At 72.6% G+C, this 12,515-nt stretch carries 13 protein-coding genes; 5 read left to right on the top strand and 8 right to left on the bottom strand.

Translation table 11 applies throughout. The features are described from left to right. Positions 1-9: 9 nt before the first annotated feature. Positions 10-747 (top strand): SigE family RNA polymerase sigma factor, encoded by a 738-nt coding sequence (locus IH25_RS0100065; RefSeq protein ID WP_030600670.1) that lies wholly within the window; start codon positions 10-12, stop codon positions 745-747. 190 nt (positions 748-937) lie between these two features. Here the strand turns inward: IH25_RS0100065 and IH25_RS0100060 are convergent, their stop codons facing one another. Continuing rightward, positions 938-1,573, bottom strand: a complete 636-nt coding sequence (locus IH25_RS0100060) for a uridine kinase family protein (RefSeq protein ID WP_245172644.1) — start codon at positions 1,571-1,573, stop codon at positions 938-940. Between the two features lie 127 nt (positions 1,574-1,700). Here IH25_RS0100060 and IH25_RS0100055 point away from each other — a divergent pair, with 127 nt between their 5' ends. Continuing rightward, positions 1,701-2,102, top strand: a complete 402-nt coding sequence (locus IH25_RS0100055; protein ID WP_030600662.1) for a hypothetical protein — start codon at positions 1,701-1,703, stop codon at positions 2,100-2,102. A 15-nt stretch (positions 2,103-2,117) separates the two neighbouring features. Here IH25_RS0100055 and IH25_RS0100050 read toward each other — a convergent pair whose 3' ends face one another. From IH25_RS0100050 to deoC, 3 genes are read right to left on the bottom strand one after another with little or no spacing between them, the layout of a single operon-like run. Then, the gene (locus tag IH25_RS0100050; RefSeq protein WP_030600658.1) at positions 2,118-3,002 is read right to left on the bottom strand and encodes an aldehyde dehydrogenase family protein; all 885 of its coding nucleotides are present in this window, start codon (positions 3,000-3,002) and stop codon (positions 2,118-2,120) included. Continuing rightward, positions 2,995-4,431 carry an aldehyde dehydrogenase family protein gene (locus tag IH25_RS0100045; RefSeq protein ID WP_030600654.1) on the bottom strand — a complete coding sequence of 479 codons (1,437 nt, stop codon included), beginning with the start codon at positions 4,429-4,431 and terminating at the stop codon, positions 2,995-2,997. The genes IH25_RS0100050 and IH25_RS0100045 overlap by 8 nt, the downstream gene beginning before the upstream one ends. A gap of 5 nt (positions 4,432-4,436) precedes the next feature. Continuing rightward, entirely contained in the window at positions 4,437-5,396 is a 960-nt protein-coding gene (gene deoC / locus IH25_RS0100040; RefSeq protein WP_030600651.1) for a deoxyribose-phosphate aldolase, read from the bottom strand. A 225-nt stretch (positions 5,397-5,621) separates the two neighbouring features. Between deoC and IH25_RS0100035 the strand changes: the two genes are divergently transcribed. After that, positions 5,622-6,323: a PH domain-containing protein gene (locus IH25_RS0100035; protein ID WP_030600648.1), complete on the top strand. Its 702-nt coding sequence runs from the start codon at positions 5,622-5,624 to the stop codon at positions 6,321-6,323. A 97-nt stretch (positions 6,324-6,420) separates the two neighbouring features. On the opposite strand, the gene IH25_RS0100030 is transcribed toward IH25_RS0100035, so the two are convergent. The 3 genes from IH25_RS0100030 to IH25_RS0100020 form a co-directional block, all read right to left on the bottom strand. Next, positions 6,421-8,052, bottom strand: a complete 1,632-nt coding sequence (locus IH25_RS0100030) for a phospho-sugar mutase (protein WP_030600644.1) — start codon at positions 8,050-8,052, stop codon at positions 6,421-6,423. Between the two features lie 140 nt (positions 8,053-8,192). Further along, complete coding sequence (locus tag IH25_RS0100025; protein WP_030600641.1) at positions 8,193-9,017, bottom strand: purine-nucleoside phosphorylase; 825 nt, start codon at positions 9,015-9,017, stop codon at positions 8,193-8,195. Positions 9,018-9,142: 125 nt separating this feature from the next. Beyond that, positions 9,143-9,580, bottom strand: a complete 438-nt coding sequence (locus IH25_RS0100020) for a gamma-glutamylcyclotransferase (RefSeq protein WP_030600640.1) — start codon at positions 9,578-9,580, stop codon at positions 9,143-9,145. 96 nt (positions 9,581-9,676) lie between these two features. Between IH25_RS0100020 and IH25_RS0100015 the strand changes: the two genes are divergently transcribed. Next, positions 9,677-11,125: an NAD(P)H-quinone dehydrogenase gene (locus IH25_RS0100015; RefSeq protein WP_030600636.1), complete on the top strand. Its 1,449-nt coding sequence runs from the start codon at positions 9,677-9,679 to the stop codon at positions 11,123-11,125. Between the two features lie 166 nt (positions 11,126-11,291). Further along, positions 11,292-12,233: a DeoR/GlpR family DNA-binding transcription regulator gene (locus IH25_RS0100010; RefSeq protein ID WP_078844069.1), complete on the top strand. Its 942-nt coding sequence runs from the start codon at positions 11,292-11,294 to the stop codon at positions 12,231-12,233. A 138-nt stretch (positions 12,234-12,371) separates the two neighbouring features. Here the strand turns inward: IH25_RS0100010 and IH25_RS38880 are convergent. Then, positions 12,372-12,515 (bottom strand): biotin/lipoyl-containing protein (locus tag IH25_RS38880; protein ID WP_157846914.1); only part of this gene is annotated, 144 nt, incomplete at its 5' end.

Below are 12,515 nucleotides of genomic sequence, written 5' to 3'. Positions count from 1 at the left end.
GAGCGCGAGATGAACACGCTGCACAGCATCAGCACCAGCGCAGTGGTCACGCGTCTGCACGACGTGCACCGGGGAACCGAGAAGTCCGGTGCCGTGAGCGGGCGGGGGTGCGCTCGCGGCACCGGGCGTCAGCATCCGGCGTACATGTCGGTGGTTGACGCGCACACGGGGGAAACGCACGGGGGAACCGCGTACGGGGAGGGCCCGGGGGAGCGCCGTTCGCTGTCGGAGGCGGAGTTCACCGCCTACGTCCAGGAGCGCCGCGCCTCCCTGTACGCCACCGCCTACCACCTGACCGGCGACCGCCACGAGGCCGAGGACCTGCTGCAGAGCGCGCTGTTCTCGACGTACCGGGCGTGGGACCGGATCAGCGACAAGGCCGCGGTCGGCGGATACCTGCGCCGCACCATGACCAACCTGCACATCAGCGCCTGGCGGCGGCGCAAGCTCAACGAGTACCCGACCGAGGAACTGCCGGAGACGCCCGGCGAGACGGACGCGATGCGCGGCACCGAGCTGCGCGCGGTGCTGTGGCAGGCGCTGGCCCGGCTGCCCGAACTCCAGCGCACCATGCTGGTCCTGCGCTACTACGAGGGCCGCACGGACCCGGAGATCGCCGACATCCTCGGCATCAGCGTCGGCACGGTGAAGTCCAGCATCTGGCGCTCGCTGCGCCGGCTGCGCGACGACGAGGTCCTCAGCTTCGGCCGGGACGAAGAGACCGCCTTCGGCGAACTGGTCGCCTGAAGGCGGGGCCACCCGGGGAGTGGCCCGAGGGGGGAACACGGGGGGAGTGGGGACCACTGGGGGGTGGGCCCACGGGGGAACACGGGGGAATACGGGGGAGGAACAGGAACGGGACTGGTGGACCGGGGGGACCGGCCAGTCCCGTTTCGCCTGTCCGCCCTCGGGCGGCTTGGCGTGTCCGCTACGACGCTCAGGCCGGCGTCTGCTGCCGCGCCTGACGGCCCGCCGCCGCTGCCGCCAGCCGGCCCAGCGCCTCGTCCCGGTCGCAGCGGTGCGCGCCGAGGGACACCTGGCGGGCGACGATCGACCGCTCCGCGCGCATCAGCCGCCAGCCGCGGCGCAGCAGGAACGGCACCGACTTGCGGCCCTCCCTCAGATCGCGCAGGAAACGCCGCCGGAAGGTGGTGAACGCCCCGCGCGACAGACACAGCGCGTCCGCCAGCACCCCCAGCTCCCGGCAGCGCCCGACGATCTCCGCGGCGAAGATGCCCTCCGCGATGAACAGCGGGGTACGGCCGATGTGCAGCGTCTCCTCGCCGGTACGGGCGCTCAGCGCGATGTCGTACACCGGCACCGGCGTCGACCCCGTGGCGCACAGCCGGGCGATGGCCTCGACCGCGACGTCCGCGTCCCAGGACCGCGGGTGGTCCCAGTCGATGTCCGAACTTCCCTCCACCAGCGGCAGAGTCGGGTCGTCACCCTCCTTGTAGAAGTCGTCCAGGCGCAGCACGGGAAGCCCGGAGCGGGCGGCGACGAGGGACTTGCCCGAGCCCGAGGGGCCGCACAGCAGCACGACACGGGCGGGAGACGGAGGATGAATGCTCACGGAACACCAGTTTGACGTATGGCGGACCGCCTGCCGACCCCGCGGGTCGGCTTTTGAGCGTGAGCCCCGCCTCAACTACCCTTCGTGCCGACACGATTACCCAGTGCAGCAGAAGGTGGCAGCAACGATGGCCCGACACGCTTCTCCCCAGCACTCCGCCGCACAGCGCGCCCTGGTGGTCCTCGCCGCCGCCGGGGCGGCCCTGGGCGCCGGGGCGGCCACGGCGTCCGCCGAGACGGTCTCCGGCTCGGGCGTGACCTACCGCATGGCCGACCCCGGCAGCATCGACCCCGAGGCCGGCCTGCGCGCCGTGACGGGCATCGTCGGCTACGTCACCGGCCCGGTCGCCGGCCTCAAGCCGAACCCGCTGGCGGGCACGGGCGTCGACCCGCTGGACAACGGCGTCGGCACCCAGGTGGCCGACTTCCAGCCGGTCGGCACCCGGATGCTGACGGCTCCGCTGGCCCAGGCCCGCTCGCTGGGCAGCGTGCCCCTGGCCGGGCCGGTCCTCGCGTCCTTGGGGCACTGAACGCGCCCCGGGACCTCAGTACGAAGACCCTCCCGCACCCAGCGACCCCGTCGGGTGCCACACCGTCTTCGTCTCCAGGAACGCCGTCATCCGCTCGATGCCGGGCGTCTCGAAGTAATCCACAGGCTGGGGACGCAGCACCCGCTTGAGGTTGTCGGCCGCCGCGATCTCCAGCTCCTTGGCCAGCGCCTCGTCCGCCCCCGCGAGGTCGATCGCGTTGACGTCCTGGTGCGCGGCCAGGGGCGCCGCGAGTTCCGCCGTACGGCCGGACAGGACGTTGACGACACCGCCCGGGACGTCGGACGTGGCGAGCACCTCGCCCAGGGACAGGGCCGGCAGGGGGGCCTTCTCGGAGGCGATCACGACCGCCGTGTTGCCGGTGGCGATCACCGGGGCCACGACCGACACCAGGCCGAGGAAGGACGACTCCTGCGGCGCCACGACGGCGACCACACCGGTCGGCTCGGGGGAGGAGAGGTTGAAGTACGGGCCCGCGACCGGGTTGGCGCCGCCGGTCACCTGGGCGATCTTGTCGGTCCAGCCCGCGTACCAGACCCAGCGGTCGATCGTCGCGTCCACGACGGCCGCCGCCTTCGACTTGGACAGGCCCTCCGCGTCGGCCACCTCGCGCGCGAACTGCTCGCGCCGGCCCTCCAGCATCTCGGCGACGCGGTAGAGGACCTGGCCGCGGTTGTAGGCGGTCGCGCCGGACCAGCCGCCGAACGCCTTGCGCGCGGCGACCACCGCGTCCCGGGCGTCCTTGCGGGACGAGAGGGGGGCGTTGGCCAGCCAGTTGTCCTTCGAGTCCGTCACCTCGTACACCCGGCCGCTCTCGGAACGCGGGAACTTCCCGCCGACGTACAGCTTGTAGGTCTTGAAGACACTCAAACGGTCAGACATCGAGGTACGCCTCCAGGCCGTGGCGGCCGCCCTCGCGGCCGAAGCCCGACTCCTTGTAACCGCCGAACGGCGAGGTCGGGTCGAACTTGTTGAACGTGTTGGACCAGACGACACCGGCGCGCAGCTTGTTCGCGACGGCCAGGATGCGCGAGCCCTTCTCGGACCAGATGCCGGCCGACAGGCCGTACTGGGTGTTGTTGGCCTTGGCGACGGCCTCGTCGGGCGTACGGAAGGTGAGGACCGACAGCACCGGGCCGAAGATCTCCTCGCGGGCGATGGTGTGCGCCTGGGTGACGTTCGTGAACAGCGTCGGCGCGAACCAGTAGCCGGAGGACGGCAGTTCGCAGGCCGGGGACCAGCGCTCGGCGCCCTCCGCCTCGCCCCGCTCGGCCAGCGCGGTGATCCGGGCCAGCTGCTCGGCGGAGTTGATCGCGCCGATGTCGGTGTTCTTGTCCAGCGGGTCGCCGAGGCGGAGCGTGGACAGCCGGCGCTTGAGGGCGTCCAGCAGCTCGTCCTGGACCGACTCCTGCACCAGCAGGCGGGAGCCCGCGCAGCAGACCTGGCCCTGGTTGAAGAAGATGCCGTTGACGATGCCCTCGACGGCCTGGTCGAGCGGCGCGTCGTCGAAGACGATGTTGGCGCCCTTGCCGCCCAGTTCGAGCGTCAGCTTCTTCGCCGTACCGGCGACCGTGCGGGCGATCTCCTTGCCGACCGCGGTCGAGCCGGTGAAGGCGACCTTGTTGACGTCCGGGTGGGCGACCAGCGCGGCGCCCGTCCGGCCGTCACCGGTCACGATGTTGACGACACCCTTGGGCAGGCCGGCCTGGCGGCAGATGTCCGCGAAGAACAGGGCCGACAGCGGGGTGGTCTCGGCCGGCTTCAGGACGACCGTGTTGCCGGTCGCGAGGGCCGGGGCGATCTTCCACGCCAGCATCAGCAGGGGGAAGTTCCAGGGGATGACCTGGCCCGCGACGCCCAGCGGCCGGGGGTTCGCGCCGAAACCGGCGTGGTCGAGCTTGTCGGCCCAGCCCGCGTAGTAGAAGAAGTGCGCGGCGACCAGCGGGAGGTCCGCGTCGCGGGTCTCCTTGATCGGCTTGCCGTTGTCCAGCGTCTCCAGGACGGCCAGCTCGCGGCTGCGCTCCTGGATGATGCGGGCGATGCGGAACAGGTACTTGGCGCGCTCGGCGCCGGGCAGCGCCGACCACTTCTCGAACGCCTTGCGGGCGGCCTTGACCGCGCGGTCGACGTCCTCGGTGCCGGCCTGGGCGACCTCGGAGAGGACCTCCTCCGTGGACGGGGAGACCGTCTTGAACACCTTGCCGTCGGCGGCCTCGGTGAACTCGCCGTCGATGAACAGGCCGTACGAGGGGGCGATGTCGACGACCGAGCGGGACTCGGGCGCGGGCGCGTACTCGAATGCGGATGCCATGGGGATCAGTCCACCGTTACGTAGTCGGGGCCGGAGTAGCGGCCCGTGGCCAGCTTCTGGCGCTGCATCAGCAGGTCGTTGAGGAGCGAGGAGGCGCCGAAGCGGAACCAGTGGTTGTCCAGCCAGTCCGCGCCCGCGGTCTCGTTGACCAGCACCAGGAACTTGATCGCGTCCTTGGTGGTGCGGATGCCGCCGGCCGGCTTCACGCCGACCTGGACACCGGTCTGCGCCCGGAAGTCGCGCACCGCCTCCAGCATGAGCAGGGTGTTCGCGGGGGTCGCGTTGACGGCCACCTTGCCGGTGGAGGTCTTGATGAAGTCGGCGCCGGCCAGCATGCCGAGCCAGGAGGCGCGGCGGATGTTGTCGTACGTCGACAGCTCGCCGGTCTCGAAGATGACCTTCAGCCGGGCGCTCGTCCCGCAGGCCTCCTTCACGGCGACGATCTCGTCGTACACCTTCAGGTACCGGCCGGCCAGGAAGGCGCCCCGGTCGATGACCATGTCGATCTCGTCGGCGCCGGCGGCGACGGCCTCGCGCACGTCGGCCAGCTTCACGTCGAGCGCGGCGCGGCCGGCCGGGAAGGCGGTGGCCACCGAGGCGACCTTCACGCCGGAGCCGGCGACGGCCTCCTTGGCGACGGCCACCATGTCGGGGTAGACACAGACCGCGGCCGTCGTGGGCGTCGTACGGTCCGTGGGGTCGGGGTGGACCGCCTTGGCGCCGAGCGCCCGGACCTTGCCCGGGGTGTCCGCGCCTTCCAGCGTCGTCAGGTCGACCATCGAGATGGCGAGGTCGATGGCGTACGCCTTCGCGGTGGTCTTGATGGAGCGGGTGCCGAGGGACGCGGCGCGCGCCTCCAGGCCGACCGCGTCGACGCCGGGCAGCCCGTGCAGGAAGCGGCGCAGCGTGCTGTCGGACGCGGCGACGTCCGAGAGAACGTGGGCTGAGGATGCGGTAGTGGGCATGGTCACCAGACGAGCATATCTACGCGCGTAGCGGATGGGAAGTCCCGGAGCGTGGGACACGGGGGGCGGGGGCTCGGTGTCCGGGTGGGGCCGGGCGTGCCGTCGGTCTGGGTGTCCGGGGGCCGGGCGTGCCGTAGGCCGGGGCGTCTGGGGGTGGGCGTGCCGTTGGCCGGGGGTGTCCGGGTGGGGCTGGGGTGGGGCGTGGGTGTGGGGCAGAATCGGCCCATGACCACCCCGGACCACCCGTCACCCGCGTCACAGCCTCCGGTGCCCGCCGGCAACGACCGGATCTACCGTTCACCCCTGGGGCTGGCGGGGGGTGCGCTGCTGCTCCTGGTCGTGCTCTGGCTGGGCTTCGACGCGCTGTTCAAGGGCCACGGCCGCACCCCGTGGCTGGCACTGGCCGGCCTGATCCTGGTCGTGCCGCTGATCGTCGCCTTCACGCTCCGCCCGGCGGTCTTCGCCAACGAGGAGCGGCTGCGCGTACGCAACCCGTTCCGGGTGATCAGCCTGCCCTGGGGGGAGGTCGCCGGCCTGCGCTCCGGCTACACCAACGAGGTCCTCGCCAAGTCCGGCGGCAAGTACCAGCTGTGGGCGATCCCCGTCTCGCTGCGCGCCCGCAAGAAGGCGGCGCGCCGGCAGCAGCGGGCGGCGGCGGACGCGGCCCGGGGCGGGACGCCGGGCGGCCGGGGCGGCGGGCTCGGGCCGAGCGGCCTGGGCCTCGGCGGGTTCGCCCTGCGCGGCCCGGACACGGGGCCGACCCGCGCCGACACCGACAAGGTGATGGACGACCTGCGCGACCTCCTGGACCAGCACGGCACGGCCGAGCCCGCGCAGGGCGAGACCGGCGTGCGGTGGGCCTACGAGGTGATGGCCCCGGCGGCGGCGGGAGCGGTGCTGCTGGCGATCCTGCTGGCGACCGGCTGAGCGAAGGGACGGCCGCACCCCCTCGGGGTCGCGGAAACGCACCTGAGCGGGTGCCCGTGCCCAGAAGGCACGGGCACCCGCTCAGGTGTGTGGTGGTTCAGATGCCGGCGGCCGCCGACAGGTCGCGCTTGACCGCGGTCAGGAGTTCGGTCGCGCGGGCGCGGGCGGCCGGCAGGGCGGCCGGGGCGGAGACCGGGACGACGACCTCCAGGTAGCACTTCAGCTTCGGCTCGGTGCCGCTGGGGCGGACGACGACCCGGGCGCCGTCCAGGGTGTAGCGCAGGCCGTCGGTGGGCGGCAGGCTCTCGGAGCCGCGGGCCAGGTCCTCGGCCCGGACGACGCGCAGACCGGCCAGCTCGGCCGGCGGCCGCTCACGCAGCCGGCGCATCGCGTCCGCGATCAGCGACAGGTCCTGGACCCGCACCGACAGCTGGTCGGTGGCGTGCAGACCGTGTTCCACGGCGAGGTCGTCGAGCAGGTCGAGAAGGGTGCGGCCCTCCTCCTTCAGCACCGACGCCAGCTCGGTGATCAGCAGCGCGGCGGTGATGCCGTCCTTGTCGCGCACGCCCTCGGGGTCCACGCAGTAGCCGAGGGCCTCCTCGTAGCCGTAGCGCAGGCCGTCCACGCGGGCGATCCACTTGAAGCCCGTCAGGGTCTCCTCGTACGCCAGCCCCGCCTTCTCGGCGATCCGGCCGAGCAGGGAGGAGGAGACGATCGACTCCGCGAAGGTGCCGGTGGCGCCGCGGCGGACGAGGTGGGCGGCGAGCAGGGCGCCGACCTCGTCGCCGCGCAGCATCCGCCAGTCGGCGCCGTCCCTGACGGCCACCGCGCAGCGGTCGGCGTCGGGGTCGTTGGCGATGACCAGGTCCGGGTCGGTGTCCCGGGCCCGGGCGAACGCCAGGTCCATCGCGCCCGGCTCCTCCGGGTTCGGGAAGGCGACCGTCGGGAAGTCCGGGTCCGGCTCGGCCTGCTCGGCGACCAGCACCGGCTCGGGGAAGCCGGCCCGGGCGAAGGCGGCCAGCAGCACGTCCTTGCCGACGCCGTGCATGGCCGTGTAGACCGTGCGGGCGGTGCGCGGGGAGTCCGCGGCGAGGACGGCGTCCGTACGGGCCAGATACGCGTCCAGGACCGAGTCGTCCAGGACCTCCCAGCCGGCGTCCGGGCGCGGTACGTCGTGCAGGGAGGCGATGGCGTCGATCTCGGCGGCGATCTCCGCGTCCGCGGGCGGCACGATCTGGGAGCCGTCGCCCAGGTAGACCTTGTAGCCGTTGTCCCGGGGCGGGTTGTGGCTGGCGGTGACCTCCACGCCGGCCACCGCGCCGAGGTGCCGGATCGCGAAGGCCAGCACGGGGGTGGGCAGCGGGCGGGGGAGTACGGCGGCACGCAGGCCGGCGCCGGTCATCACGGCGGCGGTGTCCCGGGCGAAGTCGGCCGACTTGTGCCGGGCGTCGTAGCCGATGACCACCAGTCCGTCGCCCTGCCCCTGCTTCCTCAGGTACGCGGCGAGTCCGGCGGCGGCGCGGATGACGACGCTCCGGTTCATGCGCATGGGGCCGGCGCCGAGTTCGCCGCGCAGGCCCGCAGTGCCGAACTGCAGCGTGCCGCTGAAACGGGCCGACAGCTCCGCCGTGTCACCGGCGTCGATCAGCTTGGCCAGCTCCTCGCGGGTCTCCTGGTCGGGGTCCTCGGCGAGCCAGGCCTTGGCCCGGGCGATGAGATCGTCGTGCACCTTGGGATCAACCTCTCCTAGTCGTCGCTGGGGACTTCGCCCCCGGACCCCCGTACGCCCGCCCGCCCGTCCGGAAACCGCCGGCCGGGCGGCGGACGCGACGGGGGTCCCGTCACCGGCGCCGCGGCGCCCGCGTCCGCTTACAGCTTGCCCAGCACCTGCGCCAGCAGCTGGCCCATCCGGGCCGCCGAGTCGCGGCCGGCCTGGAGGACCTCCTCGTGGTTGAGGGGCTCGCCGGTCATGCCCGCGGCCAGGTTGGTGACCAGGGAGATGCCCAGCACCTCGGCGCCCGCCTCGCGCGCGGCGATGGCCTCCAGGACGGTGGACATGCCGACCAGGTCCGCGCCGATGACGCGGGCCATGCGGATCTCGGCCGGGGTCTCGTAGTGCGGGCCGGGGAACTGGGCGTAGACGCCCTCCTCCAGCGTGGGGTCGACCTCCTTGCACAGGGCGCGCAGGCGCGGCGAGTACAGGTCGGTCAGGTCCACGAAGTTCGCGCCGACGATCGGGGACGTCGCCGTGAGGTTGATGTGGTCGCTGATCAGCACCGGCTGGCCGGGGCGCATGCCCTCGCGCAGGCCGCCGCAGCCGTTGGTGAGCACCACGGTCTTGCAGCCGGCCGCGACCGCCGTGCGCACACCGTGCGCGACCGCCGCGACGCCACGGCCCTCGTAGTAGTGGGTGCGGCCCAGGAAGACCAGGGCGCGCTTGTCACCGAAGGAGTACGAGCGGATCTTGCCGCCGTGCCCCTCGACGGCCGGCGGCGGGAAGCCGGGCAGCTCGGTGACCTGGAACTCGGCGTCGGGGGCGCCCAGCGCGTCGACGGCCGGAGCCCAGCCGGAGCCCATCACGAGGGCGACGTCGTGGGTCTCGGCGCCGGTGAGGGCGCGCAGGCGCGCGGCGGCGGCGTCGGCGGCGGCGTAGGGGTCGCCCTGGATGTCGTCCGGAAGAAGAGATGCGTTCACGCCGATGAGGGTAACCGCTCTTCGCCTACGCGCGTAGATGACAGAGCGCACGGGATTGTGTCCGTTGCCTTGTCGTTTTCCACAAAGGGCGGACGAAACGGGAGGTAAGGGGCGGGTCGCCGGCCTCAGCAGGGGCGCTTGCGGAGTTCCATCACATAGTCGTGCGGGGCGCCCGCCGACTCCGCCGCGTCGGCGATCTCGCCCAGATAGCGCGCCGACGGCAGCCCGCCCTCGTAGCCGTTGAGGACGTAGGCCCAGGCCGGCTCCTCGCCGTCCAGGGTGTGCGCGCGCACCCGGACCCGGCGGTACAGGTCCAGCCCCACCCCTTCCCAGCGGTCGAGCGACTCCTCGTCCATCGGCGCGATCTCGTACAGGCCGACGAACACCTGGGCCAGCGGGTCCTCCACGATCGTCGCCAGCGCGCCCTCCCAGCCGAGCTGCTCGCCGCCGAAGGTCAGCCGCCAGCCGTTCAGCCAGCCGGTGGCGCGCAGCGGGGAGTGCGGGGCGCGGCGGGACATCAGACGCGCGTCGAGGTTGCCGGCGTAGGCGGCATAGAGCGACATGGGGAGAGGGTACGGCAGACGTCCCGCGCGTCCCGTGCGTCACGGGAGCGGCCCGGCGGCGCCCCCGGGCAGTAGCACCTTGAAGCGTGCGGGACAATGGAGTACGTGACTCGGATCGTGATCATCGGTGGCGGACCCGGCGGATACGAGGCGGCCCTGGTGGCCGCCCAGCTCGGCGCGGAGGTGACCGTCGTCGACTGCGACGGTCTGGGCGGAGCGTCGGTGCTGACCGACTGCGTGCCGTCGAAGACCCTTATCGCTACGGCCGAGGTGATGACCACCTTCGACTCCTCCTACGAGGAGCTGGGGATCATCGTGGCCGACGACACCCCGCCGCTGGAGCGGTCGGCCCGGGTGGTCGGGGTGGACCTCGGCAAGGTCAACCGCCGGGTGAAGCGCCTCGCGCTCGCCCAGTCCCACGACATCACCGCCTCCGTCACGCGCGCCGGCGCCCGGGTCATGCGCGGGCGCGGCCGGCTGGAGGGCATGCAGGCCCTGGACGGGTCCCGCAAGGTCGTCGTCACCGCCGCCGACGGCACCGAGGAGACCCTCACCGCCGACGCCGTCCTCATCGCCACCGGCGGCCACCCCCGCGAGCTGCCCGACGCCCGCCCCGACGGCGAGCGCATCCTGAACTGGACCCAGGTCTACGACCTCGACGAGCTGCCGGAAGAGCTGATCGTGGTCGGCTCCGGCGTCACCGGCGCCGAGTTCGCCGGCGCCTACCAGGCCCTCGGCTCCAAGGTCACCCTGGTCTCCTCCCGCGACCGCGTGCTGCCGGGCGAGGACCCGGACGCCGCCGCCGTGCTGGAGGACGTCTTCCGGCGCCGGGGCATGAACGTCATGGCCCGCTCCCGCGCGCAGTCCGCCAAGCGCGTCGGCGACCGGGTCGAGGTGGCACTGGCCGACGGCCGGGTCATCACCGGCACGCACTGCCTGATGGCCGTCGGCGCCGTCCCGAACAGCGCGGGCCTGGGCCTGGAGGAGGCCGGCGTCAAGCTGCGCGAGTCCGGGCACATCTGGACCGACAGGGTCTCGCGCACCACCGCCCCCGGCGTCTACGCGGCCGGTGACGTGACCGGCGTCTTCGCCCTCGCGTCCGTGGCCGCCATGCAGGGCCGGATCGCCATGTACCACTTCCTGGGCGACGCGGTGGCCCCGCTGGACCTGAAGGCGGTCTCCTCCAACGTCTTCACGGACCCCGAGATCGCCACCGTCGGCTACACGCAGGCGGACGTGGAAGCGGGCAAGATCGACGCGCGCGTGGTCAAGCTGCCGCTGCTGCGCAACCCGCGCGCGAAGATGCAGGGCATCCGGGACGGCTTCGTGAAGATCTTCTCCCGGCCGGGCACCGGGATCGTCGTCGGCGGTGTCGTGGTGGCGCCGCGCGCCTCGGAACTGATCCACCCCATCTCGATCGCCGTCGACAACAATATGACGGTCGAACAGATCGCGAACGCCTTCACCGTGTACCCCTCCCTTTCGGGGTCGATCGCGGAAGTCGCCCGGCAGCTGCACACCCGCAGGGCGAGCGCGGAGGGCTGACGGCCTTGGCCGGCTTCCCGCTGGTCAGGCGGGCAAGGGCGCCGACAGGTGGCGAAACCGCACCGATCGGCGCCCTATACCACTTCGCGTCCCACACTGCGAACAACTTCTGCTATTCGCCGCAAACTGCTGAAACCAGACGGTCGCTGGGGTTACTGTCAGTTTCGTGTTCGCTGCTGAACGTCGCCAATTGATCCTCGAAATGGTGCGAGCGAACGGTGCCGTGTCGCTCCGTGAGCTCGCCCGCGTCGTCCAGACCTCCGAAGTGACCGTACGGCGGGACGTGCGCGCGCTGGAGGCAGAAGGACTCCTCGACCGCCGCCACGGCGGTGCGGTACTGCCGGGCGGGTTCACCCGTGAGTCCGGCTTCCCGCAGAAGTCGCATCTCGCCACCGCCGAGAAGACGGCCATCGCCGACCTCGCCGCGAGCCTCGTCGACGAGGGCGAGGCCATCGTGGTCGGGGCGGGTACGACCACGCAGGAGCTGGCCCGCCGCCTCGCGCGCGTGCCGGGCCTGACGGTCGTCACCAACTCCCTGCTGGTGGCCCAGGCGCTCGCCCACGCCAACCGGGTGGAGGTCGTGATGACCGGGGGCACCCTGCGCGGCTCCAACTACGCCCTCGTCGGCTCCGGCGCCGAGCAGTCCCTCCAGGGCCTGCGCGTCTCCAAGGCCTTCCTCTCCGGAAGCGGCCTGACCGCCGAACGCGGCCTGTCCACCTCCAACATGCTCTCGGCATCCGTCGACCGGGCCCTCGTCCAGGCCGCCGCGGAGGTCGTGGTCCTCGCCGACCACACCAAGCTCGGCACGGACACCATGTTCCAGACCGTGCCGACGGACCTGATCACCCGCCTGGTCACCGACGAGCCCCCGGCCCACGACGACCGCGCGGTCACCGAACTGCAGGCCCTCGCCGACCAGGGCGTCCAGATCGCCGTTGCGGGGGCGAGCGGAAACCCGGGGGGTGAGCAGGTCCCGGCGGGCCGCCGCACCTCCCTGCCGGGACCCCGCAGAAGCCACGTACCGGGCGCCTCCCCCCTCCGCTCCACGGCACTGCCCGAACCGGCCCCGGCCGAACGCGGACGCGTGGCGGACCTGCGGCGCCGCTGACCGGCCCGCCACGCGCCCGGCCCGCACGAGGCGGGCGGCTGGTCGTCGGTCCCCGGAACGCGGCCGGCCCCCGGCGACATGCGCCAGGGGCCGACTCACTTCACCGCCGTACGGCCTTCACCGCCGTACGGCTGCGCTTCAGTCCTTGATCTCGCAGATGGGGGCGCCGGAGGTGAGGGAGGCGCCGACTTCGGCGGTCAGTCCCTTGATGGTGCCGGTCTTGTGGGCGTTGAGGGGCTGTTCCATCTTCATGGCTTCCAGGACGACGATCAGGTCGCCTTC

The sequence above is a fragment of the Streptomyces achromogenes subsp. achromogenes genome, assembly GCF_000720835.1.
Classification (GTDB): Bacteria; Actinomycetota; Actinomycetes; order Streptomycetales; family Streptomycetaceae; genus Streptomyces; species Streptomyces achromogenes.
The sequence above is the reverse complement of the archived record's forward strand: the minus strand, read 5'-3'. Positions and strand labels throughout refer to the sequence as shown.

Bases quoted from the DNA above. Each gene is read 5' to 3' on its own strand.
- IH25_RS0100065 (WP_030600670.1), top strand. From the start codon at position 10: ATGAACACGCTGCACAGCATCAGCACCAGCGCAGTGGTCACGCGTCTG.
- IH25_RS0100055 (WP_030600662.1), top strand. From the start codon at position 1,701: ATGGCCCGACACGCTTCTCCCCAGCACTCCGCCGCACAGCGCGCCCTG.
- IH25_RS0100050 (WP_030600658.1), bottom strand. From the start codon at position 3,002: ATGTCTGACCGTTTGAGTGTCTTCAAGACCTACAAGCTGTACGTCGGC.
- IH25_RS0100045 (WP_030600654.1), bottom strand. From the start codon at position 4,431: ATGGCATCCGCATTCGAGTACGCGCCCGCGCCCGAGTCCCGCTCGGTC.
- deoC (WP_030600651.1), bottom strand. From the start codon at position 5,396: ATGCCCACTACCGCATCCTCAGCCCACGTTCTCTCGGACGTCGCCGCG.
- IH25_RS0100035 (WP_030600648.1), top strand. From the start codon at position 5,622: ATGACCACCCCGGACCACCCGTCACCCGCGTCACAGCCTCCGGTGCCC.
- IH25_RS0100020 (WP_030600640.1), bottom strand. From the start codon at position 9,580: ATGTCGCTCTATGCCGCCTACGCCGGCAACCTCGACGCGCGTCTGATG.
- IH25_RS0100015 (WP_030600636.1), top strand. From the start codon at position 9,677: ATGGAGTACGTGACTCGGATCGTGATCATCGGTGGCGGACCCGGCGGA.